Origin of the sequence: Acinetobacter sp. 22512 (assembly GCF_052044755.1) — a bacterium.
Lineage (GTDB): Bacteria > Pseudomonadota > Gammaproteobacteria > Pseudomonadales > Moraxellaceae > Acinetobacter > Acinetobacter pittii.
The window spans coordinates 203,012-225,734 of the sequence record NZ_JBQENP010000003.1 but is presented as its reverse complement, the minus strand read 5'-3'; the positions used below and the strand labels follow the sequence as shown (position 1 = coordinate 225,734).

The window sequence follows — 22,723 nt, the reverse complement described above, 5'->3', positions numbered from 1 at the left end:
TCAATATTTAAGTATGTTTAAAAACAGTCTAAAGCAATTAAGGTATGTTTTCATAAGCCCATTGATGCAGTCATGTTAAAATAGAAATATTGTGTAAATTGGACCTGCTCCTTGGCCGTATTAAATCCTGCTTCTGTTCCTTTATCTTTATATATCCATATGCCTTGGTGCGTGCGTAAATGTCCATATTGTGACTTTAACTCGCATGCCGTACCAGATGGAGCGCTTTCGGCAGAACTCGAGCAAACCTATTTAAAGGCGTTGGTGGCCGACTTTGAAACTCAAGTTGAGATGGCTCAGGGACGTTCAATTCATAGTGTATTTATTGGTGGTGGAACGCCTTCACTTATTTCTGCTAAAGGCTATGCGTGGCTGTTTGAACAGCTTAAGTCATTGCTCAAATTTGAAGATGGCTGTGAAATCACCCTAGAGGCAAATCCCGGAACACTAGAACATGATCCGTTTGCAGGCTATTTAGAAGCAGGTATTAACCGTTTATCGATTGGTGTGCAGACTTTTAATACAGAGCACTTGCAAAAGCTTGGGCGTATTCATTCAGTCAACAATGCTATGGATGCAATTGAGCAGGCACGACAAGCAGGCTTTAAGCGAGTTAATGTCGATTTAATGCATGGCCTACCTGAGCAAACGCTAGAGCAAGCACTTTATGATTTAAAGATGGCTGTAGAGCATGGCGCGACACATATCAGTTGGTATCAACTGACTATTGAGCCAAACACCGTATTCTTCCGTACGCAGCCCGTTTTACCTCAAGATGAGGTGTTAGAAGATATTCAAGAGCAGGGTGAAGCTTATCTAAAAGCCAATGGTTTTATAAATTATGAAGTGTCGGCTTGGCGTAAAGAGCAGCCTTCAGCTCATAATTTAAATTATTGGGAATTTGGTGATTACCTTGCGATTGGTGCAGGGGCACATGGCAAAGTAACCCGACCAGATGGTGTATATCGTTTCCAAAAGACTCGTTTGCCAAAAGACTATTTGGCTAAGGTTCCAGCCGAACATTTGCAAATGAAAAAGATTGAGGCAGAAGAGCTACCTTTTGAGTTTATGATGAATGCTTTACGTCTAAATGATGGTGTAAAAGCTGAGTTATATGAGCAGCGTACAGGTTTAAGCCTGGGTCACTTAAATGAAGTACTCACTTCTCTACGAGCTAGAAAACTACTGGTAGATGATGTTTCCCGTTTAGCCTGTACGGAGCAAGGCCATATTTTCTTAAACTCAGTGCTTGAAGAGTTTTTATAATTAAACAAACTAAAAGCCGCGTCATCAGATGCGGCTTTTTTTATTTTAGCGAGTGGTATAGCCGCCGTTTGCAAAAATAGTCTGTCCTGTAATCCACCAACCATCAGTTACCAAAAAGCGAACTAGAGGTTCAATATCTTCAATTTTGGTGAGTCCACCTAAAGCTGAAGCTGATTTATGGTAAGCCACTGCTTCGGCAGATTCCTGACCATAAAAGAAAGGTGTATCCATAGGCCCAGGTGCAACAGCAGTCACAGAAATCTGACGATCACCAAATTCTTTTGATGCAGCACGTGTGTAATGCTCAACAGGTGCTTTTAAACCTTCATAGGTTGAATAGAGTCCAGTGTAGGCTGCAAGAAGAGAAGTCACGATTGAACAAATCTTGCCGCCGTCATTTAAATGACGACCTGCCGATTGAATAAAGAAATAGGCAATTTTTGAGTTGATATCGCTCATGCTATCAAACTCTTGTTCTGTGGTATCTAAAAAAGATTTCTTTAAAACCTTTCCAACTGTATTAATGGCAATATCAATTCCGCCAAAATGCTGCTTAGTGTCTAAGAATAGCTTTTCGATATTATCAATATCCGTTAGGTCTGCCTGAATTAAAACGGCATCTACACCGAATGCTGTTACATCTGCAAGTGTCTGTTCTGCATCTGCTTGAGTTTCAGCGCTATTGTAGTGAATTGCAATTTTTGCGCCTTGTTCTGCAAACCTGCGGCTAATCAGTCCACCTAAGTTTTTTGCACCGCCCGTAATCAGTACAACTTTATCTTTCAGAGTATGAGTTGTCATGATGGTTGTTCCTATGATGACTTGTTTTAATGTGTTTTTAGTCTAGATTGGCGGTAATTTTTGATCAATTATGCTAGTTTGGTTTAACTATTCAAAAAATACGAACAATTAAATGGATCGGTTGCAGCAATTTTTTATTTTTACAGAAGTCGCTAAACGACAAAGCTTTAGTGAAGTGGCAAATCAGCTTGATTTACCTCGCTCGACAGTAACGAGTGCTATTCAACAGTTAGAAACTCACTATGGGGTACGCTTATTTCATCGAACTACGCGTAAAGTTAGCCTTACCCAAGATGGACAACGAATATTACCTGAGTGTCAAAATCTGTTATTTGATTATGAACAGCTCGAACAGCTTATACAGGCACAAAAGCAGCATTATCGTGGCACGCTAAAAATTTCAATGCCCAGCCGAATCGTGCATCAAGTGATTATTCCTGAACTGCCCGATTTTTATAGCCGCTATCCAGATATCCATTTACAACTTCATAGCTCAGATGACATTACTGATTTAATCGAGAAAGGAATTGATTGTGTTGTTCGGGTAGGGCATTTAGAGAGTAGTAGTTTAATTGCGAAATTTGTTGGCAACTTGATTATGGTGAACTGTGCAAGTGCTGACTATTTAGAACAGTACGGTATTCCTGAACAATTAGAAGATCTATCTCAACACAAACTTATTAACTATGGAGGGGCTGTAGGAGAGAAACAGGGCGTATTCTTATATCAAGATGGAGCTGTGATGATGGATAGTGCTTTAAGCGTAAATAATACGGAAGCCTATATTGCAGCGGCTATTGCAGGTTTGGGAATTATTCAACTTCCATACTACGATGTTCAGGATAAAATTGAGCAGGGAACTTTAGTTGAAGTACTAAGTGCCTATACCGCTCAATCACTTCCACTTAATATTTTATATCCGAATAGAAGTTATATTCCTAAACGTTTAGAAATCTTTATGGAATGGACTAGGGATGTTCTATATAAGAAGTGCATCGTCATCTTTTAGTCATAAAACTAAAATACATTAACAATAAAAAAAAGCCTCTCGCAGTGAGAGGCTTTTTAGAATTTGGTGGGTCGTCCGCGACTCGAACGCGGGACCAACGGATTAAAAGTCCGCTGCTCTACCAACTGAGCTAACGACCCTGAACAAACATTCAAATATTATTTGAATGTGAAGTGCAAGATAACTAAAAGTTTTCTAACACCACCTTTGTTTTGATGTCGCGTATTTTAGCAAGTTATTCAACTAACACAAGAGGAAATTTAAAAACATTTGCATGATTGCCTATAAAAAGCACGATTTCCTCTTGTTTAGCTAAAAAATGAACTAAAAACGGTATTTATATGCCTGAATGTTGTCAAAAATTTCAGTTGTGATGTCACAGTAACTGCTTGCACCAGGCAATAAAGCGAGTAAACGTTCAGAAGTTTTGCTTGGATTAAACGCATCTTCCTTCAATTTATTCTTTTGGTACTTAAAAGTACCTGTAGTTTCAACTTTAGCTTGTATACGTAAAAACACTGGTACCGCATAAGCAGGTAAGCATTTTTTAAATACAGTCACCATTTCTGTTAAATCAGCGTCATTTAACTCGGCACCATCAGCAAGTGTGATTGCTGCCATACCTGCACGACCATTGGTATTTGGAATTTCTACACCATAAACGACAGCTTCAGCGATCTTGTCATATTCACACACCATGTTTTCAACTTCGGTGGTAGATACATTTTCGCCTTTCCAGCGGAAGGTATCGCCTAAGCGGTCAACAAACTGGGCATGACGGAAACCAATATTGCGGACAAGATCACCTGTGTTGAAATATGAGTCACCTTTTTTGAAGACATCTTGCATAATCACAGATTTATTCTTTTCTGGGTCGGTATAGCCATCAAATGGAGAGCGACTGGTAATTTTGCCTACCAGTAAACCGACTTCACCTGCTTTAACTTTTTTGCACCAACCATTTTTATCGCGTACAGGCTCATTCTTTTCTTTATCAAATTGAATGACTGCATACGGCATAGGGGAGAAGCCTACCGTATTGTCAAAGTTGAAAATATTACTAAAGCCAACGTTACCTTCACTTGAGGCATAAAGCTCAAGAACTTCTTGAACACCAAAACGTTGTTTGAATTTATCCCAGATGTTTGGACGCATGCCGTTACCAATCATTTTGGTTACACGGTGAGCACGGTCAAGCTCTGTAGTCGGAGCATCCATCAAGTAGCGGCAAAGTTCACCTACATAACCGATTGCAGAGGCATTAAACTTCTGTACATCTTTCCAGAAAGCACTGGTTGAATATTTACGTCGAATGGCAAGGGTAGAGCTTCCTGCAATCACACCACACCAGCAAACAACCACGCCTGTTGCATGATACAGCGGCAAAGTTACATACATCACATCATCTGGACCAAGGTTTAAAATGTGGCCATAAGTGCCATATGCGAGTGTCCAGCGACTATGTTTAAAAATAACTGCTTTTGGTAATCCTGTTGTTCCCGAAGTATAAATATAAAACAGACCATCATTACCATGAACAGAGTGTGTGGTCGATGGATTGAATTTCGGGAATTGATCAATTTCTATTGCAAGATTGGCATAACCTTGAGGTGCTGTTCCGGCATTTTGACGAGTAGCCTGATCTGCAAACCAATGGAAACGGTCTTTAGGAACATCTAAGTCTTGACGAATTTCATCGATTGCAGCACGGACTTCTTCGCCCGCAATGACTGCAATTGGTTTTACAAGGTTGACACTATGAGCGAGAACTTTACCGACTTGAGATGTATTTACAAGCGCAATAGTTACCCCAATTTTAGCTAAGCCTACAATAGTGGCAATAAGCTCAGAACGGTTCTCAACCATTACGGCAATCACATCACCTTTACGTGCGCCGAGAGATAAATAATAGTGAGAAATCTGGTTAGCCCATTCATTTAAAGCTTCGTATGAGTAACTTTGATCTTCAAATAATAAAGCAATACCTTTCGGATTTCGCTTAACAGCTTTCTCAAAAGCTACACCTAAACCAGTTGGTGTATTTGCTGTTCTTAAATAAGCCTGTTTAAGACCATTCAGGATATGGGGTACTTTGGGAATGAAGCTAGGAAGTCTGGTGGCAACATCCCCAAGCGTAATGATATCGGTCTGTGTTGTCTGGCTCATATCAATCCTATTTATTTTTCGATCAATCCAAAAAGGTTGTGTTGGCAAAAGTACAGTATTTTCATGGTTCACCATGCTTTTAAAACGTTTCTTCTAGTGCAATCAACCTAATTGGCTAAAAATAACAAAAAAAACCTAGTCATCGAAATGACTAGGTTTGTTTAAATTAGCTGCAATTGAGCAAATGATTTACTCAGCTACAGGATTTGCTTTCTTTGGTGGACGACCGCGAGGGCGACGAGGACGACTTGGTTTGTCCTTATCAGCTTTAGAATCTTCTGATTCACTCTCGGCAGGAGCTTCAGTTGGCTCTACAGCTTGTTCTGTAGCTGCTTTGGCTTTTGCAGCTGCTTTTGGCTGTTTTGCAACTGGAGCTTCAACTACAGTTTCAGTTGGTGTTTCTACGCTAGCTGCTACTTCAGTTTCCTGATCAAGCTCAAGCGGTTGCTGTTTTGATTCAGCAGGTACTTGTGCTTCAGCAGTAGGAACAACAACAGTTTGTTCTACAGACTCAGCTACAGGTGCAGCTTCTTCTGTTGCAGAATGTTGTTGTTTGACTTGCTCAAAAGCTTGTTCAGCAGCAAGTTTCGCTAGACGACGACGTTCACGTGGGTCATTAGCAACACGTGGTGTCGCTTCTTTTGGTGGCGTCAACGCAAGTACTGGTGCAGGTTCTGCTTCTTGTGAAGGCTTGTTGCTTGGAAGCTCAGCATCACGAGTAACAGGCTTTTTGTCTTCAGCTTCCGCTGGAACTTCAGTTACTAGAGTACTTGCATATTGCTCTGCAAATTTCTGCAATGCACGATTGAATGTTGGAACTAAACCAAACTGTTCAATCAGTACTGTGCAGTCTTCACCGTAAACATGACGGATCAAGCTACCAATTGTATATTGCGCCAACGTTGGAATTTGCGATGGGGCAATTGATGGTGCAGCAGCTTTAGCACGTTTTGCATTGCGTTGTTCACGGCGACGCATACGAGGATCATTACTTGCACGTTGAACTTGCGGTTGAGTTTTCTCAGCCTTTGGTTGAGGAGCTTCTGCTTCAGGAGTTACCGTCTCTTCCACTGCCACAACTGGTGCTGGAGCTGATTCTTGAGTAGCTTCAACAACAGGTGCTTTTTCAGTGCGTTCAACAGGTTGCTCAGGCGTTAAAGCAATAATTTCGCTTTGTGCTTGATCAACATTGATGACTAAGGCTGTATTCATGACTTCATGCTGTGGAGCATCAATCAAATCAACCTTAATTTGTTTTTCATCAACAACTGCTGGTGCTGGCGTATTTTGATTTTCATTTAATACGCTTGGATCGCGGTGGCGATTCGGGCGGTTTGGACGTTGTTGATTATTACGGTCACGACGCGGTACAGCATGTTCAGCTTGTTGCCCATCATTTTGATGTTGCGCATGCGGCTGATCTTGCTGTTGACGCTTTTGTTGACGTTTTAATTCACGTTGCTCTTGGCGTGATAACTGTACAACTTCTTCATGAACCTGTTGTTGCTGTGGTTCTTGATTGTGGTGATGTTGATGTTGTTCACGTTGCTCTTTGTGCTTACGTTTTTTGTTGTTTGGACGCTGCTGTTGTACTTTATCGTCTTTTTCAACATTCTCACGTGCTTCCTGCTTAACAGGAGATTGAGAAATATAAGCATTGTTAGATGGAGCCGAAGTAACTTCAGCAACTGCTGGTGCTACAACTTGTCCAAACTGCCCACGGCTAACAGCGCCAGTATTCACCATTTGTTCAATTGCGGCAGCAGCATTTTGTGCTGAGCGAGATTGATCAACTGTTTGAGCTTGTTTTTGAACAAAAAGGTTTTCTAACCATGCACATGGGCTTGCTGCTTTTTGAGCGCTTGCCTGAGCAGCAGGTTGAGCCGCTTGATTTGCTTTCTTTTGGTTGGCTGCGTTATTGGCAGCAGGGGCTGCATGAGTATGGCCATGATCGGCTTCTTCTAAATGCCATTCAGAAGATTCATAACCTAACTCTTTTTCACTTGAACGAGTTGCTTCAGTACGTTCGTAGCTAGATGGTGCAAATCCATCTGGATTGTACTGAATTTCGTAGTGAGGGGTTTCTAAGTGCGGGTGAGGTAAAACAGTCACACGAACACTAGAAGTTTGTTCTAAATAAACAAGACTATGACGTTTTTCATTGAGTAAGAATGCTGCAATTTCAACAGGTACTTCTACTTGTACTTCACCATGACGTTCACGAAGCGCGATCTCTTCTACTTTACGCATAATAGAAAGCGAAAGTGAGCGTAAGTCACGAACCATGCCTGTACCATGACAGCGAGGGCACACATAACCTGTTGCTTCTTCAAGAGATGGACGTAAGCGTTGACGGCTCATTTCCATTAAGCCAAAACGAGAAAGTTGGCCAAACTGAATACGTGCGCGATCGCTTTGTGTTGCTTCACGAAGTTTTGCTTCAACCATACGTTGGTTGCGCTCTTTAGTCATATCGATGAAGTCGATTACAACTAAACCACCAATGTCACGAAGACGAAGTTGGCGAGCAATTTCTTCTGCTGCTTCTAAGTTAGTATTCAGCGCAGTTTCTTCAACGTCATGTCCACGAGTCGATTTCGCAGAGTTAATATCGATTGAAACTAAAGCTTCAGTCTGGTCAATCACAATTGAACCGCCAGAAGGAAGTTTTACTTCACGTTCATAAGCAGTTTGAATTTGGCTTTCAATACCAAAATGAGCAAATAATGGCTCATTTAAAGTATAAGTTTTAAGTTTGTCTAATTGACGAGGCATCACTGCTTTAACAAAGTTATAAGCTTCGTTATAAGCCTGTTCGCTATCAATTAAGATTTCTGCAACATCATCACGTAAATAATCGCGGATAGCACGAGTAACAACACCAGCTTCTTGATGAACTAGCATTGGAGAAGGACCAGAGCTCGCTGTACCTTGGATTTGAGTCCAAAGATCAAGCAAATGCTGTAAGTCTAACTGTAATTCTTCTTGGGTACGACCAATACCAGCGGTACGTACAATAACGCTCATACCACGTGGTAAATTTAAAGAAGCTAGAATTTCTTTTAATTCTTCACGTACAGAACCTGAAATTTGACGGCTAATACCGCCGCCTTTCGGGTTGTTTGGCATAAGAACCAAATAACGTCCTGCAAGTGAAATAAAGGTAGAAAGGGCTGCACCTTTATTGCCACGTTCTTCTTTTTCGACTTGAACAAGTAATTCAGTACCTTCAGTGATAAGTTCACGAATGTTTGAAGTTTGTCGTGGGTCTGCTTGGAAATAACTATTAGCAATTTCGCGCATAGACAAGAAGCCTTGACGGCCTGCGCCGTATTCAACAAAAACAGCTTCTAAAGAGGGTTCTACGCGGGTTACATGGCCTTTATAGATATTGGATTTTTTCTGTTCTCGGGTACGATTCTCTAAATCAAAATCGTAAAGACGATTACCAGTGATAAGTGCAACGCGGACTTCTTCTGCATGAGTTGCATTAATCAACATACGTTTCATGGGTGTGACACCTAATAGTGACCCACACAAACATATCGCACAAACTTAAAGGTTCTAAACGAACATCGAACATGACGGATCATTTCCCAGATCTCAAAATATTTGTGGTCTGAGTCATCTGTTACCGGCTACATTTAGCCTTAGCTTCGATTCTCGTCTGTGATGTAGGCAATACTGCTTCAACCTTTAAATCGGACTTCCTTAGTGCTTCACTGGCGGGTGAGCGGTGCATTGGTTAATGACTTTCACTGTCATTGGGCGCGAAGTGACTTCTTTTTGGAAGTTTGATACGGAATGCTCATCGTATCGGTGCTTTCGGCAGTTCCAATGCATCAACGCTTTAGCCTGAAGGCAACATTAAGGAGCGATTTGTCTGATGTGTATCAGTTTACGTTCCATAACCAACTAGAGTTGGTAACATATTTTTTTGAACAAACTGAATTAAACGCAACAGTTTGTCATTTTGCCGATATAATAAGCCTTCGGCGTCGGCATAATTCTTTAGGACCAATCCGAGCTGGTGATGAAAGCATCATTTTGATTGAGGTTTCAATCAGGGAAATTCCCTATTAGATGTTCACTTACGGCGGTATCCGTGCGCTGACTATATCAAACCTTGCAGCATCTGCCTATGGGCTAAGCTTAGATTTCTTGTGAAAAAACTAAGCTAATCGGTCATTTATTAATCAAATTTAGCAAAATTTCAGGTTTAAATATTAGTATGAATTCTACACAGCAATGGCAAAGTGTCACTTGGTTTGAGGTGGATGAACATCAAGCAGGACAGCGAATTGATAATTTCCTGTTTTCACGTTTAAAGGGTGTACCTAAGAGTCGTATTTATCGTTTGATTCGTGAAGGTCAGGTTCGAGTAAACAAAAAACGTATTAAAGCTGAGACCAAATTAGAGATTGGAGATCAGATTCGTGTTGCACCTATTCGCTATGAACAAAAGGATGAAACCGCTGCTCCTGTGAGTGATAGTGTAGCACAAAGCCTACTCAGCCGTGTGGTCTATGAAGATGAAGGACTGTTAGTCATAAATAAACCATCAGGTATTGCTGTACATGGTGGTAGTGGTGTGGCGTATGGTTTGATTGAGGCTTTACGTGCAGCGACAGGTAAAAAATATTTAGAACTAATTCACCGCATTGACCGTGACACTTCTGGTCTGGTTATGATTAGCAAGAAACGTAGTACTTTAAAGCTGCTACAAGATATGTTGCGTGAGCACAAAATTCGTAAGACTTATGCGGCGATTGTAAAAGGTCAGGTGAGTCTCGATAAACAACTCATTGATGCACCTTTATTTCGTTATGAGTTAGCCAATGGCGAGCGTCGTGTACGGGTGTCTAAAGAAGGTAAACCGAGTAAAACCGAATGGGTTGTTGCAGAGCGTTTTAAAAATGCCACTTTGGTTCATGCATCGCCGTTATCAGGTCGTACCCATCAAATTCGTGTCCATGGCTTAAGTATTGGACATCCGTTGTTGGGTGATGATAAATATGGACACACCACTGAGTACGCAGGTCCGCAGGCACGACGTTTATGTTTACACGCGATGCGTTTAGATATTCCGGGTTATCCACCGATTGAAGCGCCGTTGCCAGAAGACATGACCCAGTTATTAAAGGCTTTGAGAGTAGCAAAATGAGTCTGAAAACCGAATTAGTAATTTTTGATTGGGATGGAACTTTATATAACTCTGTTGGCCAGATTGTTGCGAGCCTACAACATGCAGCAGAGCAACATGAATTGTCTCTAAGCGATGAAGCCGCAAAAAGTATTATTGGGTTAGGCTTGCCTGAGGTTATGCAGACCTTATTTCCAGAAGCGCCAGAATTGCATGACTCGATCTTAAAGGTATATGGCGATCACTATATTGCGAACTCGACTAGTGACGCATGGTTTGAGGGTATTTCTGAACTACTCCATGACTTAAAAGCGCAAGGTTTAAAACTTGCAGTTGCAACGGGTAAAAACCGCCGTGGGCTAGACCGTGTAATCGCAAAAACACAAAGTACTCATCTTTTTGATGTGACTCGGGCAGCCAACGAAACACGTTCAAAACCAGATCCGCTCATGCTGCAAGAAATATTGACTGTAACTGGTGTGAATGTTGAGCAAGCGGTTATGATTGGTGACAGCAGCTATGATCTTGAGATGGCACAGCGTTTAGGGATGCCGCGTATCGGAGTAGGCTATGGCGTACATTCGGTTGAAGTTCTGCAAAAGTTCCAACCTTTAACGATTGCTAAAGATGTACAAGAGCTTCACAGCTTTTTGAGAGGGTATGCTCAGTTACCTACTGTAGATGTCGCTTAAATTGAAATAGTATTAAAGAGGGAATACGTTCCCTCTTTTTTAAGCTGAAACAAAACAATAAGAAGAGAAAAATGAGCCGTTCAATTCGTCTATTAAATCTTTTACAACAGCTCCGTGAAGCCCGTTACCCAATCACAGCACAAGTCTTGGCTGAAAGCCTAAACATTAGTGTTCGAAGTGTCTATCGAGATATTGATAGCTTACGTGAGCAAGGTGTAAGAATTGATGCCTCAGCAGGCTTAGGTTTTCAGCTTAAAGAAGACATCTTATTACCACCGGTTACTTTTAATGAGAATGAAGCCGAAGCTCTATTTTTAGCTTTAGAGTGGTTGAAAGACGTCCCAGATCAGGCAATGAAATCGGCAGCCGTTTCAATCTATTCTAAACTTTATGCAGTTCTACCTGAGCACCGGAAATATTTGATCGATGACATGACGCTAGGCGTTACACATTACTGGCATCCGGTTGATGAAGCTTTAGTAGAACAAGTACGTTTAGCGATTCGTAAACAAGTAAAAATAAAAGTCGATTATTGCGATGAACAAAAACGGTTAAGTGAACGTTCACTTTGGCCTTTTGCTTTAGGGTATTTACATGACAAAGTTGTACTTGCTGCTTGGTGTGAATTGCGGCAGGCATTTCGCCATTTTCGGATAGATCGTATCCATGACTTGCAAATGAGTGAGGAAATATATCCTGAATTTAAAAAACATCTGTTTCAAAGATGGTGGAAACAAGAAATGCAAAGGACTACTGACAAAAACTGACAAAAGTTATTTGTAAACTAAGAACTACGATAAACAAGGAGCAATAAGAATGAGCCTTAAACTTTATACTAACAAAGAGTCACGTGGTGTAGTTATTGACTGGCTTTTGGTCGAGTTGGGTATTGAATGTGAACGAATTGAAGTCGCATATAAGACCGAGATGAAATCGCCTGAATATCTAAAACTTAATCCTTTTGGAAAAGTACCGGTATTGGTAGATGGCGATGTCGTGATTTATGAGTTGGGTGCAATCTGTGCTTATTTGGCTGATAAGTTTAGTGATAAAGGTTTGGCACCAGCCTTGAATGATCCGAAACGTGGTTTGTACTATCGTTGGTTATTTGTGATGGCGGGCCCTTGGGAAGCTGCGGGTGTTGATAAAGCTTTAGGAATAGAAGTATCACCTGAGCAAAAAATGTTTGTTGGCTATGGCGATTACAACGATGCTTATCAAGCTTTAGTTCAGGGATTGAGTGAAGCGAATCCGTATGTATGTGGTGAGCAATTTACCGCAGCAGATGTAAGTGTGGGAGCAATGCTTTTATGGCAGTTAAAAATGAATGCGATTGAATCACATCCTGCTATTACCCGTTATGTTGAAACGATCAAACAGCGTGAAGGCTTAAAACAAAGTACTATGGGGCAACTGCTGTAAACCTAATATTCTTAAAAGTCACCCAAAGGGGTGGCTTTTTTGTTTTCAAATAAAGGTTTTAATTGGTAAGAAAGCCAGCAGCAACGTTAATACAAATCGCTAAAATGGTGGTATTAAATCCAAAAGACAACACAGCGTGAAATAAGTTTAAAAGACGCATATGCTTGGTGGTAATTGACACGTCCGCAGTTTGAGCAGAAGTACCAATAATATAACTAAAATATAGAAAATCAGGATAAGTTGGCTGTTTTGTACCAGGGAAATCTAACCCTCCATTTTCCTCATTTCTAGATAAAGCCATATAAAAATCATGGGCATAATGTAGAGCAAAAACGGTATGCATAAAAAGCCATGCAGACACAATGGTGAGTAAAGCTAAAGCCACATGACCTAACTTTGCAGAACTGTCGGAAGGGAGTTGTGACAGTTGAATTAGAATAGCAACCAAACACATGATTAATGCTAATAAAACAATCAGCATAATGACCCATTTGCTTTCATCTTGTTTTTTAGCTTGCTGTTGCATTTGTGAATGGTCGGCACTTTTCATGAGTTGCCAAACATGTAGTAAATATATGCTAACGGAAGCATTCCAGCTGACTAATAAAATAGTTGACCACTTCCATGATGTTAACCATGTCAAAATACCGGCTGTGACAATACCTATGAATAAAGCAATAAAGAAATGTGGGCGGTTTTGTACACTACGTCCTAGATGTTGAAATACGCCAACCATTTTTCCTAGTCTCCTTTATTACACGGTAAATATATTATTTTTTATTAAATGGTGAAAATAATATATGGTTTTATATAGATTTTATTTCAATTCTTTTCATTTATATTCATAAGATATTTAATTTTACCTATTAGGTAAAATAGGATATTACCGCGGATTAAATTGTTTATAAAAAGTATAAAATAAATAGAAGGAATATTTATTTATACTTTTTTATAAAGATGATCTTATTAAACATGTGCTTAATAATAAAATTATTCGTAATAATTAAGCGTGGTTTAAGTTTTTATCTAAATGAAATACTTTGGTGAGCTGGTCAATGAATTTTTGAACGCCTAAAGACTGTGAGTTTTTACGATAGTTTACGAATAAATCAAGTGTTGGTAAGTCGACATCAAGTGGACGAACTATCGTGTTTTTGATACCTAAAGGTGCAACGTAGGCAGGTAAAATTGTACAGCCTAATCCAGAACCAAGAGAGTTAATATTGAATAATATGCTGTCTGCTTTTTGAACAATATTCAGTTCGATGTTATGAGTTTTAGCGAAATCTAAAATGGTGTTATGTAAGGTTTGTGATTGTTCGGCTGCTGGGATAATAAAGTCAATACCTTGTAAAGCATGGACTGGGATTCGATCATATTGAGCAAGTGGATGATTTTTAGGAAGTAAGAAAATCAGGGGTTCAGTTAAAACAAATTGGCTTTGTATTTCATCACTATCTGTATTTTCACGGGTAAACGTAATGTCCAGCTCTCCTTTTTTTAAGGCTTTAAGCTGTTCAGTATTGTTTAAATTAGATAGTTCAATAGTAAGGTCGGGGTGTTGTAGTCGAAGATTAGGAAGTACATAAGGGAAAATTTTCATTTCTGCGATGGGAACGAAACCGATACGTAACAATTGCTGTTTAGCCTTAGAAACTTGTCGTGCCATAGCGACCGCTTTTTCAGCCTGAGCGAGGGTGAGTCGAGCATGTTCTAAAAATACTTCGCCTTCTTCTGTTAACTCAACTTTGCGTTTTGTGCGGTTTAAAAGTCGTACACCAACGTCTTCTTCTAAATCTTTAATTTGTTGGCTAAGAGAGGGCTGTGCAGTAAAAAGTTTAAGAGCAGCTTTACTAAAATTTAATTCTTCAGCAACGGTAATGAAATATCGGAGATGGCGTAGTTCCATAAGACTAATCCAAAAAATGTCTTACTATGATTTAAGTGAAGTATAAAGCATAAATAGATATAGCGTGAAGGTGATTTAGGTATTTATAAAATAAATGGAATTTTAATTTTCATTAAAGATTTAATATGGGAATATAAGCTCAAATAATTCATAAAATATATTAATAATTAAATAATAAATACATTATTTTTAATTAATCAAAGAATTTTTTAAAGGATTTAAATATTCATTTAAGAAATTCTCATATTATGCAAAAACTAGAATAATAAAATAAATTTATAACCTATAGGTTGCTAAGATCTACCCAAATGTAATTGTTACTAAATATATTGTTTTTATTGCACAGAAGAATCTTAAGTTAAAAATTACGGGCGCCAAAGATGAAATAGGGAGGTTCTATAGCGGCTTTCGGCATCTTCTAATTGTTATGTTATACAAGAAGTCTTAGTAAGAATGGTAATTGCTGACGCATAAACTCAACACATCTAAGTGTTTTTTATGGCACTCTAATTTAACTTAGGTTGGCTATGACCACGATAAAATGGATATTTATATGATAAATAAGTGTAAGTGCCATAGCTTAATTTGTTTTAATCGTTAAGATAGAAACCTGATCACATCCATTCTGCTGATGCTAAAACATAGAAAAGCCCATGAAAGACAAGCCGACATTAACATATCAATTGCCGACTCAGTCCTGTTGGACGCATACATGGATAAAACCTCCTTTTTGTCATCCCGAGTCTGGGCATGAAACGGATACACGTTTTTATAATCAACAGCCTAAGTCACCTGCTCGTGGCTCAAAAGAGTTATTGCGTTGGTTAGTTACGCGTGAGTCTTTTACATGGAAAGTGGATATTCAAAATGAATATGAAACTCGTGTAAATACGGCTGTAGCTTTGCCGCAAAATCGACCTCAGGCAGATCTGGATGATTGGCAAGTCTGGTTCGTTGGGCATGCAACGGTATTGGTTCAGATTGGCCCTTATAACTTTATTACCGACCCAGTGTGGTGTGATTATGCAAGTCCTTCACAAGGGCGTGGCCCACGCCGTGTATGCCCGGCAGGTTTTGCACTAGAACAATTACCGACGATTCATGGAGTTTTGCTCAGCCATAATCATTATGATCATATGGACTTGGCGACACTTGAATGGCTACATAAAAAATTCGCAATGCCAATTTACACTGGACTCGGGAATGGTTTTTATCTACCTAAAGAGTTTCATGTCATTGAGATGAATTGGTGGCAAGAAATTCCCTATCACGAATTAAGAATAATCTATACACCTGCACAGCATGGTTCAGGTCGTGGTTTACGCGACCAGAATAAGGCACTTTGGGGCGGCTTTTCGGTCGTGGCTAAAACAGGTCATTGTTTCTTTGCGGGTGATACCGGTTATGCGGGTCATTTTAAGCAAATACATGCCCGTTATGGCGCACCGCGAGTTGCCTTACTTCCAATAGGTGCGTATGAGCCACGTGAACTGATGAGCTATGTTCATATGAACCCGCAAGATGCGCTACATGCGCACTTCGATTTACAGGCTCATCGTTCTATTGCGATTCATTATCGAACTTTCCAGTTGACTGATGAAGACCGAGAAGACCCAGAGCATGCTCTAGCGCAGGCAATTAAAGCTTCTTCAAAGCTTGCAAATCCTTTTTATTGCATTCGGGAAGGACACAAACTGACTGTTTAAAAAAACCATGCTTGATATTAAAAAAGCCAGTTCAAATTGAACTGGCTTTTTACTAGTTTGACTTAAATTAAGCTAAGTCAAAACGGTCAAGATTCATGACTTTAGTCCATGCAGCAACAAAGTCTTGAACAAATTTTTCTTTACCATCTACCTGAGCATAAACTTCGGCTAATGCACGTAAGATTGAGTTTGAACCGAAGACTAAATCATTACGTGTTGCGGTAAATTTTACTGCGCCTGTTTTACGATCTTTACCTTCAAATACTTCGCTTGTTGAGTCAACAGGTGCCCATGCAGTAGACATGTCGAGTAAATTCGTAAAGAAGTCTGTGCTAAGTACACCAACTTGCTGAGTAAATACACCGTGTTGTGAGCCATCCCAGTTGGTGCCCAGTACACGTAAGCCACCAATCAATGCAGTTAACTCTGGTGCAGTCAAAGTCAGTTGTTGTGCTTTATCAATTAATAATGCCTCAGTTGTTGCGCTGACACCCTCTTTTTTCCAGTTTCTAAAGCCATCGGCAAGGCCGAGCAATAATTGGAAAGATTCGACATCAGTTTGACTTTGTAATGCATCAACACGACCAGGAGCAAATGGAACGCTAATATTGAAACCAGCCGCTTGAGCAGCTTGCTCTACACCAACGTTACCTGCAAGCACGATTAAATCAGCTAATGATAATTGAGTAGATGCTTTGAGTTCTTCAATTTTGCTTAAAGTCTCAACTGCTTTTTTATTTACGTCCCATTCACGTTGTGGCGATAAAGCAATACGTGCACCATTTGCACCGCCACGCTTGTCTCCACCACGGAACGTGGATGCCGAAGCCCAACCAAGGGAAACTAGCTCACCAGCAGATAATCCCAATGCAACAATTTTTGCTTTTGCATCATCTATGCTAGCAGCAGACGGTATAGCGCTGGCAGCAGGTAATGGGTCTTGCCAGATTAAATCTTCAGCCGGAACCTCAGGACCTAAGTAACGTGCTTTAGGCCCCATATCACGGTGAGTTAATTTGAACCAAGCGCGAGCAAAAGCATTGGCAAATGCTTGTGGATCGTTAAGGAAACGACGAGAGATCTTTTCAAACTCAGGATCAAAACGTAAGGTCAAATCTGTAGTAAGCATTGTTGGCTTACGTTTAACTGACGGGTCGAATGGATCTGGAATGATCGCCTCAGCATCTGCTGCTACCCATTGAATTGCACCAGCAGGTGAACGCTCTTGTACCCACTCGTATTTGAATAGGTTTTCAAAGAAGTAGTTGCTCCATTGAGTTGGCGTTTGTGACCAAATCACTTCTAAACCTGAAGTGATCGCATCTTTACCAACACCAGTGCCAAAACTGTTTGACCAGCCAAAGCCCATTTGTTCAATTGAAGCTCCCTCAGGATCAGCCTGAACATGGTCAGCAGAGGCAGCGCCGTGAGTTTTACCTAAAGTATGACCGCCTGCGATTAAGGCAACAATTTCTTCATCATCCATTGCCATATTGCCGAAAGTCGCGCGAATAAATGGTGCAGCTGATTTAGGGTCACCGCTGGCTTGTGGGCCTTCAGGGTTTACATAAATTAGACCCATTTCGGTTGCAGCTAGATTGCTGCCTTCCAATGCTTCAGAGTTGCGATGAGCTAACCATTCTTTTTCATCGCCCCAGTTTACATCGTTGTCTGGTTCCCAAACATCTTCACGACCTGCACCAAAACCGAAGGTGCGGAAACCTGAAGATTCAAGTGCGATGTTTCCAGCAAGAATAAATAAATCTGCCCACGATATTTTTTGACCGTATTTTTGTTTAACTGGCCATAATAAGCGGCGCGCTTTATCTAAGCTTGCATTGTCAGGCCAACTATTTAATGGCGCAAAACGTTGTTGACCACGACCAGCACCACCACGACCATCGCCCATGCGATATGTACCAGCAGCATGCCATGCTAATCGAATAAATAAGCCTGTATAATTTCCCCAATCGGCTGGCCACCAATCTTGAGAATCGGTTAATACATTTTTGATATCAGCTTTGAGGGTGTAGTAGTCGAGTTTTTTAAATTCTTGACGGTAATTAAATTCTTTACCGAGTGGATTAGAGCGTTCTGAATGTTGGTTGAGTAAGTCGACGCGTAGTTGTTTTGGCCACCAGTGTAAACTAGGTGTGCCACCACCGACCGTTACCTCTGGTTTTGATTTATGGCCTGAAAAAGGGCATTTTGATTCGTCTGACATGGTTATATACTCTCTGGGTAATAATTATTGAGCTCTTCGTAAAAATGTTAGGGCTCATTTTCCTGAACTTCTGGTTTAAAAACTCATGTTTACTAAATAAAGAAATGGGAGAACAAATGGTGAGGGAAACCGTTTAAAAGTCTTTTCACTGAGATGTCAGCCATTATTTTTTATTTAATAATGCATCAGATTCGTTTAGTTGTTATTCCTCCAATTTACTGCATGAAGGTTAAAAAACAAGAGGAAAAATAAGATGAAACTTGTAAATAACGATGCATAGAATTACCTCTTCAATTGTTGGAACAACGTAAGATCTTTTAATAACGCTCTATAAATATACTAGGAGTAGGAGTCTTATTTTTCAAATGGATTAAACTGTCAATATTAATTTAAAAAACCGATTATATGTTTGTTTAAAAGATTAAGATGAGCGCAATAGTGAGATGAAATTTTTTATATTGAGTTGTAGTAGAAGCTATCTTAAACAAAATAAAGGAGAGCATTGCTCTCCTTTATTATTTTATATATTAAACATTTACGATTCGATTCGATTTCACCATATCAGCTAAACCGTGAGTTTTAAAATAGTACTCAAGCCAGCTTTTTACGATGAGTGGATTATTCATTTTCATGACATCATCCAGCAATTTTTGTGCATCTGTCATTGGTACATGACAAATTGCTTTTCGTACACGCAAAATATTACTCGAGCTCATTGAAAGGGTATTAAAGCCCATTGCCATGAGCAGGATTGCTGATAATGGATCACCTGCCATTTCACCACAAATACTGATAGGTTTTTTGTATTCATGACATTCTTTAACTAAGCGGGTTAGCGCACGTAGAATGGATGGGTGAAAGTGTGAGTAAACGTTTGCTACATGTGGATTATTACGGTCAACTGCAAGTAAATACTGGGTTAAGTCATTTGAGCCGACCGAGAAGAAATCGACGAGTTCAGCAAACTCATCAATTTGTAGCAGTACGCTCGGCACCTCAACCATAATTCCAATTTTTGGTTTGGTAATTTTAACTTGCTCTTCTTCTTGCACTGCAATCCAGTCACGCTCAAGTAAATAAAGTACTTCTTCGACTTCACTGACTGTAGTGACCATTGGCAATAAAATATGCAAATTATTTAAACCAATACTGGCTTTGAGCATGGCGCGAATTTGCGAAGAAAAAATCTCGGGATGATCGAGCGTGAAACGAATACCACGCCAGCCTAATGCCGAGTTTTCTTCTTCAATACTGAAATACGGCAAGTCTTTATCGGCACCAATATCCAGAGTTCGCATCACCACAGGTTTATTGGCGAAATGGCTCAACTGTTGACGGTAGATTGCGCGTTGTTCTTCTTCACCTGGGAAGCGTTCCCGTAACATGAATGGAATTTCACTTCGGTATAGACCGACACCTTGAGCACCGCGTTGTACTCCGCGGACAACATCAATCATGAGGCCCGTATTTACATAAAGTTGAACAGACACACCATCTGGAGTAATCGCTTCTTTGGTCTCGTATTGTTTGAGATCTTTTGCGATTTGCTCATCTTCTTTCTGAATTTCTTTATAGCGTTGACGTAAACGACGTGGAGGGTTTACAAAAACACGGCCCTGATAGGCATCCACAATCATTTCTGCATCATCAAGTGTGTTCACTGGCAGTTCAGTTACACCAACTACGGTTGGAATACCTAATGCACGAGCCACAATCACCATATGCGAATTGGCTGCACCTTCGGATGTCACAATCGCTGCAATATTGTCTACTGGCAACTCAACGAGAGCAGCAGTACTAATTTCTTCACCAATTAAAATACTGTCTGGACTCAGGTCACGATGGCTAGAGTCTTCTTCTTGCAAAGAAGCTAAAATACGTCGCCCTAAATCTTTAAGATCAGAAACTCGCTCACGAAGATAGTCGTCTTCCATTTGTGCAAAAAGGGCAGTGTGTTTTTCAATGACACGACGTACTGCACCTTGTGCCCAATGTCCATCACGAATGAGTTCTTTAATTTCTGCTGGCAATGCATTTTCATCTAGCATTCTTAAGAAAACACTAAATAAAGCGCGCTCTTCGGCCATGAGTGAATCATGCATTTTTTCATCCAGAGAACGAATCTCTGAACGTACTGATGAAATGGCTTGATCTAAAATTCGAAGTTCATCGCTAATATCTTCTGCTTCACGATCAGGCACAGAACCCAAATCGGCAGGTGGATATAAAATAATAGCGCGACCTAAGGCAACACCGCCTGCACCTGAAGCGCCTTGAAAGGTTTTGTAGGCAGGTCCATTACTCGGCTTACGAAATACGTCAATATTACCCACTGCATGAGCATGAGCAATAACGCCAGAAAGCTGAGCACACAGCGTAACTAAAAAGGACTCGGCAGCTTCACTAAAATCTTGAGGAAGTTTATTTTGGACAACCAAAACGCCCATAACCTTACGACGATACATGACTGGTACGCCGAGGAAAGAGTTATAAATTTCTTCGCCTGTTTCAGGTAAATACAAGAACCGCTCATGTTTTGGCGCATTGTCAAGGTTAACGATTTCTTCGCGTTGCCCGACCAGACCAACCAGGCCCTCACCGAGTTGCAAAGAAACATGGCCTACAGATTCTGGATTTAAGCCTTTAGAGGCCATTAATACATAGCGCTGATTGCGTTCATCGAGTAAATAAATGGAGCAAACATCCACTTTCATGGCCTCAGCAACCTGATTAACCATGATGTCTAATGATTCATGCAAACTGACGGACGCATTAACCTCTTGGACAATGCGCCGTAGAGTGTCGAGTTGCATGTTTGACATGGATGTATACTCCAGTATTTTTTTAGACTATGAATGTATTTATAACAGCACTTTTAATAAAAATCATTTGCTAGATAAATGATTTTTAGGGTAATTGTTGCATTGGCAACTGTGTACACAACTCCACCATGGCTTTACGATAAACATCACGCTTGAAGTTCACCACTTGTCCAAGAGGATACCAATAGCTAACCCACTGCCATTCATCGAATTCGGGCGGGTCGGAGAGGTTTAACTGAATATTTTTTGCAGGCGCAGTTAACTTCAGTAAAAACCATTTTTGTTTCTGTCCGATACATACGGGGTCAGAGTCTGACCGAATGTACCGATGTGGCAAACGATAACGCAGCCATCCTTTGGTTTGCGCAATAATCTGGACATGTTCGGGCAATAAGCCGATTTCTTCTCTCAGTTCTCGAAAAAGTGCCTGTTCAGGGGTTTCTCCAAACTGGATGCCTCCTTGTGGAAATTGCCAAGCATTGTGACCAATGCGCTTTGCCCATAAAACCTGTCCATCATCGTTTGCCAAAATGATCCCGACATTCGGTCGGAAACCTTCTGAATCGATCATTTGGCTACCTAAATATTGTCTATATCGTTGACTTTAATCGCGGGGACAAACACTTTTTTATGTCCAGCTCGAAAAGATCAAAGTAAAATGTTTAAATTGCTACGATCTTAACGAATTTCTATCGACTAGCGGAGATAGATTTACATTTTTTTTCTTAAATTTCAGTTTAAACGAGAATTTTCATGAAACTGGCGTTGTTTGATTTAGACCATACCTTGTTAAATACCGATTCAGACCATTCTTGGGGTGAATTTTTAGTCAATGAAGGTTTGGTTGATCCGGTTCATCATCGTCAGATGAATGATAAATTTTATGAAGATTACAAAGCAGGCCAACTTGACCCATATGCTTATAATGAATTTGTTTTTGGATTTTTAACGCAGCATGACAATGACTACTTAACTGAGCTCCACCAATTGTTCATGCAAAAAGTCATTCGTCCGCAAATGCGTCCAAAAGGTTTTGATGCAATCAAAAAACATCAAGATTTAGGCCATACCATTGTGGGTATTACGGCAACAAGTGATTTTATTACTGCACCGATTTTTCGTGAATTTGGGATTACCGAAATTTTAGCAACCAATGCTGAAGTGGCTGACGGAAAATATACGGGTAAAGTTGCTGGTTTAGCGTGTTATCAAAAAGGCAAACTTGCACGTCTAGATGCATGGTTGGAAGGCCGTAACGTGTCTGAGTCCTGGGCGTATTCCGATTCAATTAATGACCGTTTTTTACTTGAATATGCAACGCATGCAATTGCAGTAAACCCTGATGATCGTCTTGAAAAACTGGCTCAAGAACATAACTGGGACATTCAGGACTGGTCGATTTAAGATTATGGAGTTGGAAGAACAGTTTGAAAAGTTTTGAGGTCTTCCAACTCTTAACTATATTTAAAGTCATTTTTTAATATCTCTTATAAATCTTAGCTAAAAACAGATATTGCTATGATTAATAAAATAAATTCTATCTTGGCAAAGATTTCAGAATAT

The 22,723-nt window shown here is 40.2% G+C and carries 16 protein-coding genes and 1 tRNA gene; 8 read left to right on the top strand and 9 right to left on the bottom strand.

Annotated features, from left to right (window positions below):
* The first annotated feature begins 111 nt into the window (after positions 1-111).
* The gene (hemW, locus tag ACTJJG_RS05425) at positions 112-1,266 is read left to right on the top strand and encodes a radical SAM family heme chaperone HemW (protein ID WP_032062898.1); all 1,155 of its coding nucleotides are present in this window, start codon (positions 112-114) and stop codon (positions 1,264-1,266) included.
* 45 nt (positions 1,267-1,311) lie between these two features.
* On the opposite strand, the gene ACTJJG_RS05420 is transcribed toward hemW, so the two are convergent.
* Complete coding sequence (locus ACTJJG_RS05420) at positions 1,312-2,067, bottom strand: SDR family oxidoreductase (protein ID WP_005079248.1); 756 nt, start codon at positions 2,065-2,067, stop codon at positions 1,312-1,314.
* 112 nt (positions 2,068-2,179) lie between these two features.
* Here ACTJJG_RS05420 and ACTJJG_RS05415 point away from each other — a divergent pair, with 112 nt between their 5' ends.
* Complete coding sequence (locus tag ACTJJG_RS05415) at positions 2,180-3,076, top strand: LysR family transcriptional regulator (RefSeq protein ID WP_032062899.1); 897 nt, start codon at positions 2,180-2,182, stop codon at positions 3,074-3,076.
* Positions 3,077-3,140: 64 nt separating this feature from the next.
* Here the strand turns inward: ACTJJG_RS05415 and ACTJJG_RS05410 are convergent.
* The 3 genes from ACTJJG_RS05410 to ACTJJG_RS05400 all read right to left on the bottom strand — a co-directional run bounded on the left by ACTJJG_RS05410 (position 3,141) and on the right by ACTJJG_RS05400 (position 8,752).
* A tRNA-Lys gene (locus tag ACTJJG_RS05410) sits at positions 3,141-3,216 on the bottom strand.
* A gap of 184 nt (positions 3,217-3,400) precedes the next feature.
* Positions 3,401-5,242 carry a long-chain-acyl-CoA synthetase gene (locus ACTJJG_RS05405; RefSeq protein WP_032062900.1) on the bottom strand — a complete coding sequence of 614 codons (1,842 nt, stop codon included), beginning with the start codon at positions 5,240-5,242 and terminating at the stop codon, positions 3,401-3,403.
* A 189-nt stretch (positions 5,243-5,431) separates the two neighbouring features.
* Positions 5,432-8,752, bottom strand: coding sequence for an Rne/Rng family ribonuclease (locus tag ACTJJG_RS05400; RefSeq protein WP_032062901.1), 3,321 nt, complete (start codon positions 8,750-8,752; stop codon positions 5,432-5,434).
* Positions 8,753-9,473: 721 nt separating this feature from the next.
* Here ACTJJG_RS05400 and ACTJJG_RS05395 point away from each other — a divergent pair.
* The 4 genes from ACTJJG_RS05395 (at position 9,474) to ACTJJG_RS05380 (ending at position 12,499) form a co-directional block, all read left to right on the top strand.
* A complete protein-coding gene (locus tag ACTJJG_RS05395) occupies positions 9,474-10,406 on the top strand; it encodes an RluA family pseudouridine synthase (protein WP_005066005.1) in 933 nt (310 codons plus the stop codon).
* The gene (locus ACTJJG_RS05390; RefSeq protein WP_069120417.1) at positions 10,403-11,077 is read left to right on the top strand and encodes an HAD-IA family hydrolase; all 675 of its coding nucleotides are present in this window, start codon (positions 10,403-10,405) and stop codon (positions 11,075-11,077) included. The genes ACTJJG_RS05395 and ACTJJG_RS05390 overlap by 4 nt, the downstream gene beginning before the upstream one ends.
* A gap of 71 nt (positions 11,078-11,148) precedes the next feature.
* Positions 11,149-11,844 (top strand): helix-turn-helix transcriptional regulator, encoded by a 696-nt coding sequence (locus ACTJJG_RS05385; protein WP_002114898.1) that lies wholly within the window; start codon positions 11,149-11,151, stop codon positions 11,842-11,844.
* Positions 11,845-11,893: 49 nt separating this feature from the next.
* On the top strand, positions 11,894-12,499 hold the full coding sequence (locus tag ACTJJG_RS05380) for a glutathione S-transferase family protein (protein WP_069120415.1): 606 nt from the start codon (positions 11,894-11,896) through the stop codon (positions 12,497-12,499).
* 58 nt (positions 12,500-12,557) lie between these two features.
* Here the strand turns inward: ACTJJG_RS05380 and ACTJJG_RS05375 are convergent, their stop codons facing one another.
* Together ACTJJG_RS05375 and hcaR are read right to left on the bottom strand one after the other, a co-directional pair.
* On the bottom strand, positions 12,558-13,235 hold the full coding sequence (locus ACTJJG_RS05375) for a DUF1345 domain-containing protein (protein ID WP_002115060.1): 678 nt from the start codon (positions 13,233-13,235) through the stop codon (positions 12,558-12,560).
* Between the two features lie 267 nt (positions 13,236-13,502).
* Positions 13,503-14,408, bottom strand: coding sequence for a DNA-binding transcriptional regulator HcaR (gene hcaR / locus ACTJJG_RS05370; RefSeq protein ID WP_005066014.1), 906 nt, complete (start codon positions 14,406-14,408; stop codon positions 13,503-13,505).
* Between the two features lie 653 nt (positions 14,409-15,061).
* Here hcaR and ACTJJG_RS05365 point away from each other — a divergent pair.
* Complete coding sequence (locus ACTJJG_RS05365) at positions 15,062-16,114, top strand: MBL fold metallo-hydrolase (protein ID WP_014208279.1); 1,053 nt, start codon at positions 15,062-15,064, stop codon at positions 16,112-16,114.
* Between the two features lie 67 nt (positions 16,115-16,181).
* On the opposite strand, the gene katG is transcribed toward ACTJJG_RS05365, so the two are convergent.
* The 3 genes from katG to ACTJJG_RS05350 form a co-directional block, all read right to left on the bottom strand.
* Entirely contained in the window at positions 16,182-18,338 is a 2,157-nt protein-coding gene (gene katG, locus ACTJJG_RS05360) for a catalase/peroxidase HPI (protein ID WP_069120412.1), read from the bottom strand.
* A gap of 527 nt (positions 18,339-18,865) precedes the next feature.
* Entirely contained in the window at positions 18,866-21,160 is a 2,295-nt protein-coding gene (gene ptsP / locus ACTJJG_RS05355) for a phosphoenolpyruvate--protein phosphotransferase (protein WP_005066019.1), read from the bottom strand.
* An 85-nt stretch (positions 21,161-21,245) separates the two neighbouring features.
* Positions 21,246-21,731: an RNA pyrophosphohydrolase gene (locus tag ACTJJG_RS05350; RefSeq protein WP_000567255.1), complete on the bottom strand. Its 486-nt coding sequence runs from the start codon at positions 21,729-21,731 to the stop codon at positions 21,246-21,248.
* A gap of 182 nt (positions 21,732-21,913) precedes the next feature.
* Between ACTJJG_RS05350 and ACTJJG_RS05345 the strand changes: the two genes are divergently transcribed.
* A complete protein-coding gene (locus ACTJJG_RS05345; protein ID WP_002115098.1) occupies positions 21,914-22,564 on the top strand; it encodes an HAD family hydrolase in 651 nt (216 codons plus the stop codon).
* Positions 22,565-22,723 lie beyond the last annotated feature (159 nt).

What these genes read in the sequence shown, in the direction of transcription:
- ACTJJG_RS05420 (WP_005079248.1), bottom strand. Translation starts at nt 2,067, where the DNA reads ATGACAACTCATACTCTGAAAGATAAAGTTGTACTGATTACGGGCGGT.
- ACTJJG_RS05415 (WP_032062899.1), top strand. Translation starts at nt 2,180, where the DNA reads ATGGATCGGTTGCAGCAATTTTTTATTTTTACAGAAGTCGCTAAACGA.
- ACTJJG_RS05405 (WP_032062900.1), bottom strand. Translation starts at nt 5,242, where the DNA reads ATGAGCCAGACAACACAGACCGATATCATTACGCTTGGGGATGTTGCC.
- ACTJJG_RS05400 (WP_032062901.1), bottom strand. Translation starts at nt 8,752, where the DNA reads ATGAAACGTATGTTGATTAATGCAACTCATGCAGAAGAAGTCCGCGTT.
- ACTJJG_RS05395 (WP_005066005.1), top strand. Translation starts at nt 9,474, where the DNA reads ATGAATTCTACACAGCAATGGCAAAGTGTCACTTGGTTTGAGGTGGAT.
- ACTJJG_RS05390 (WP_069120417.1), top strand. Translation starts at nt 10,403, where the DNA reads ATGAGTCTGAAAACCGAATTAGTAATTTTTGATTGGGATGGAACTTTA.
- ACTJJG_RS05385 (WP_002114898.1), top strand. Translation starts at nt 11,149, where the DNA reads ATGAGCCGTTCAATTCGTCTATTAAATCTTTTACAACAGCTCCGTGAA.
- ACTJJG_RS05380 (WP_069120415.1), top strand. Translation starts at nt 11,894, where the DNA reads ATGAGCCTTAAACTTTATACTAACAAAGAGTCACGTGGTGTAGTTATT.
- ACTJJG_RS05375 (WP_002115060.1), bottom strand. Translation starts at nt 13,235, where the DNA reads ATGGTTGGCGTATTTCAACATCTAGGACGTAGTGTACAAAACCGCCCA.
- hcaR (WP_005066014.1), bottom strand. Translation starts at nt 14,408, where the DNA reads ATGGAACTACGCCATCTCCGATATTTCATTACCGTTGCTGAAGAATTA.
- ACTJJG_RS05365 (WP_014208279.1), top strand. Translation starts at nt 15,062, where the DNA reads ATGAAAGACAAGCCGACATTAACATATCAATTGCCGACTCAGTCCTGT.
- katG (WP_069120412.1), bottom strand. Translation starts at nt 18,338, where the DNA reads ATGTCAGACGAATCAAAATGCCCTTTTTCAGGCCATAAATCAAAACCA.
- ptsP (WP_005066019.1), bottom strand. Translation starts at nt 21,160, where the DNA reads ATGTCAAACATGCAACTCGACACTCTACGGCGCATTGTCCAAGAGGTT.
- ACTJJG_RS05350 (WP_000567255.1), bottom strand. Translation starts at nt 21,731, where the DNA reads ATGATCGATTCAGAAGGTTTCCGACCGAATGTCGGGATCATTTTGGCA.
- ACTJJG_RS05345 (WP_002115098.1), top strand. Translation starts at nt 21,914, where the DNA reads ATGAAACTGGCGTTGTTTGATTTAGACCATACCTTGTTAAATACCGAT.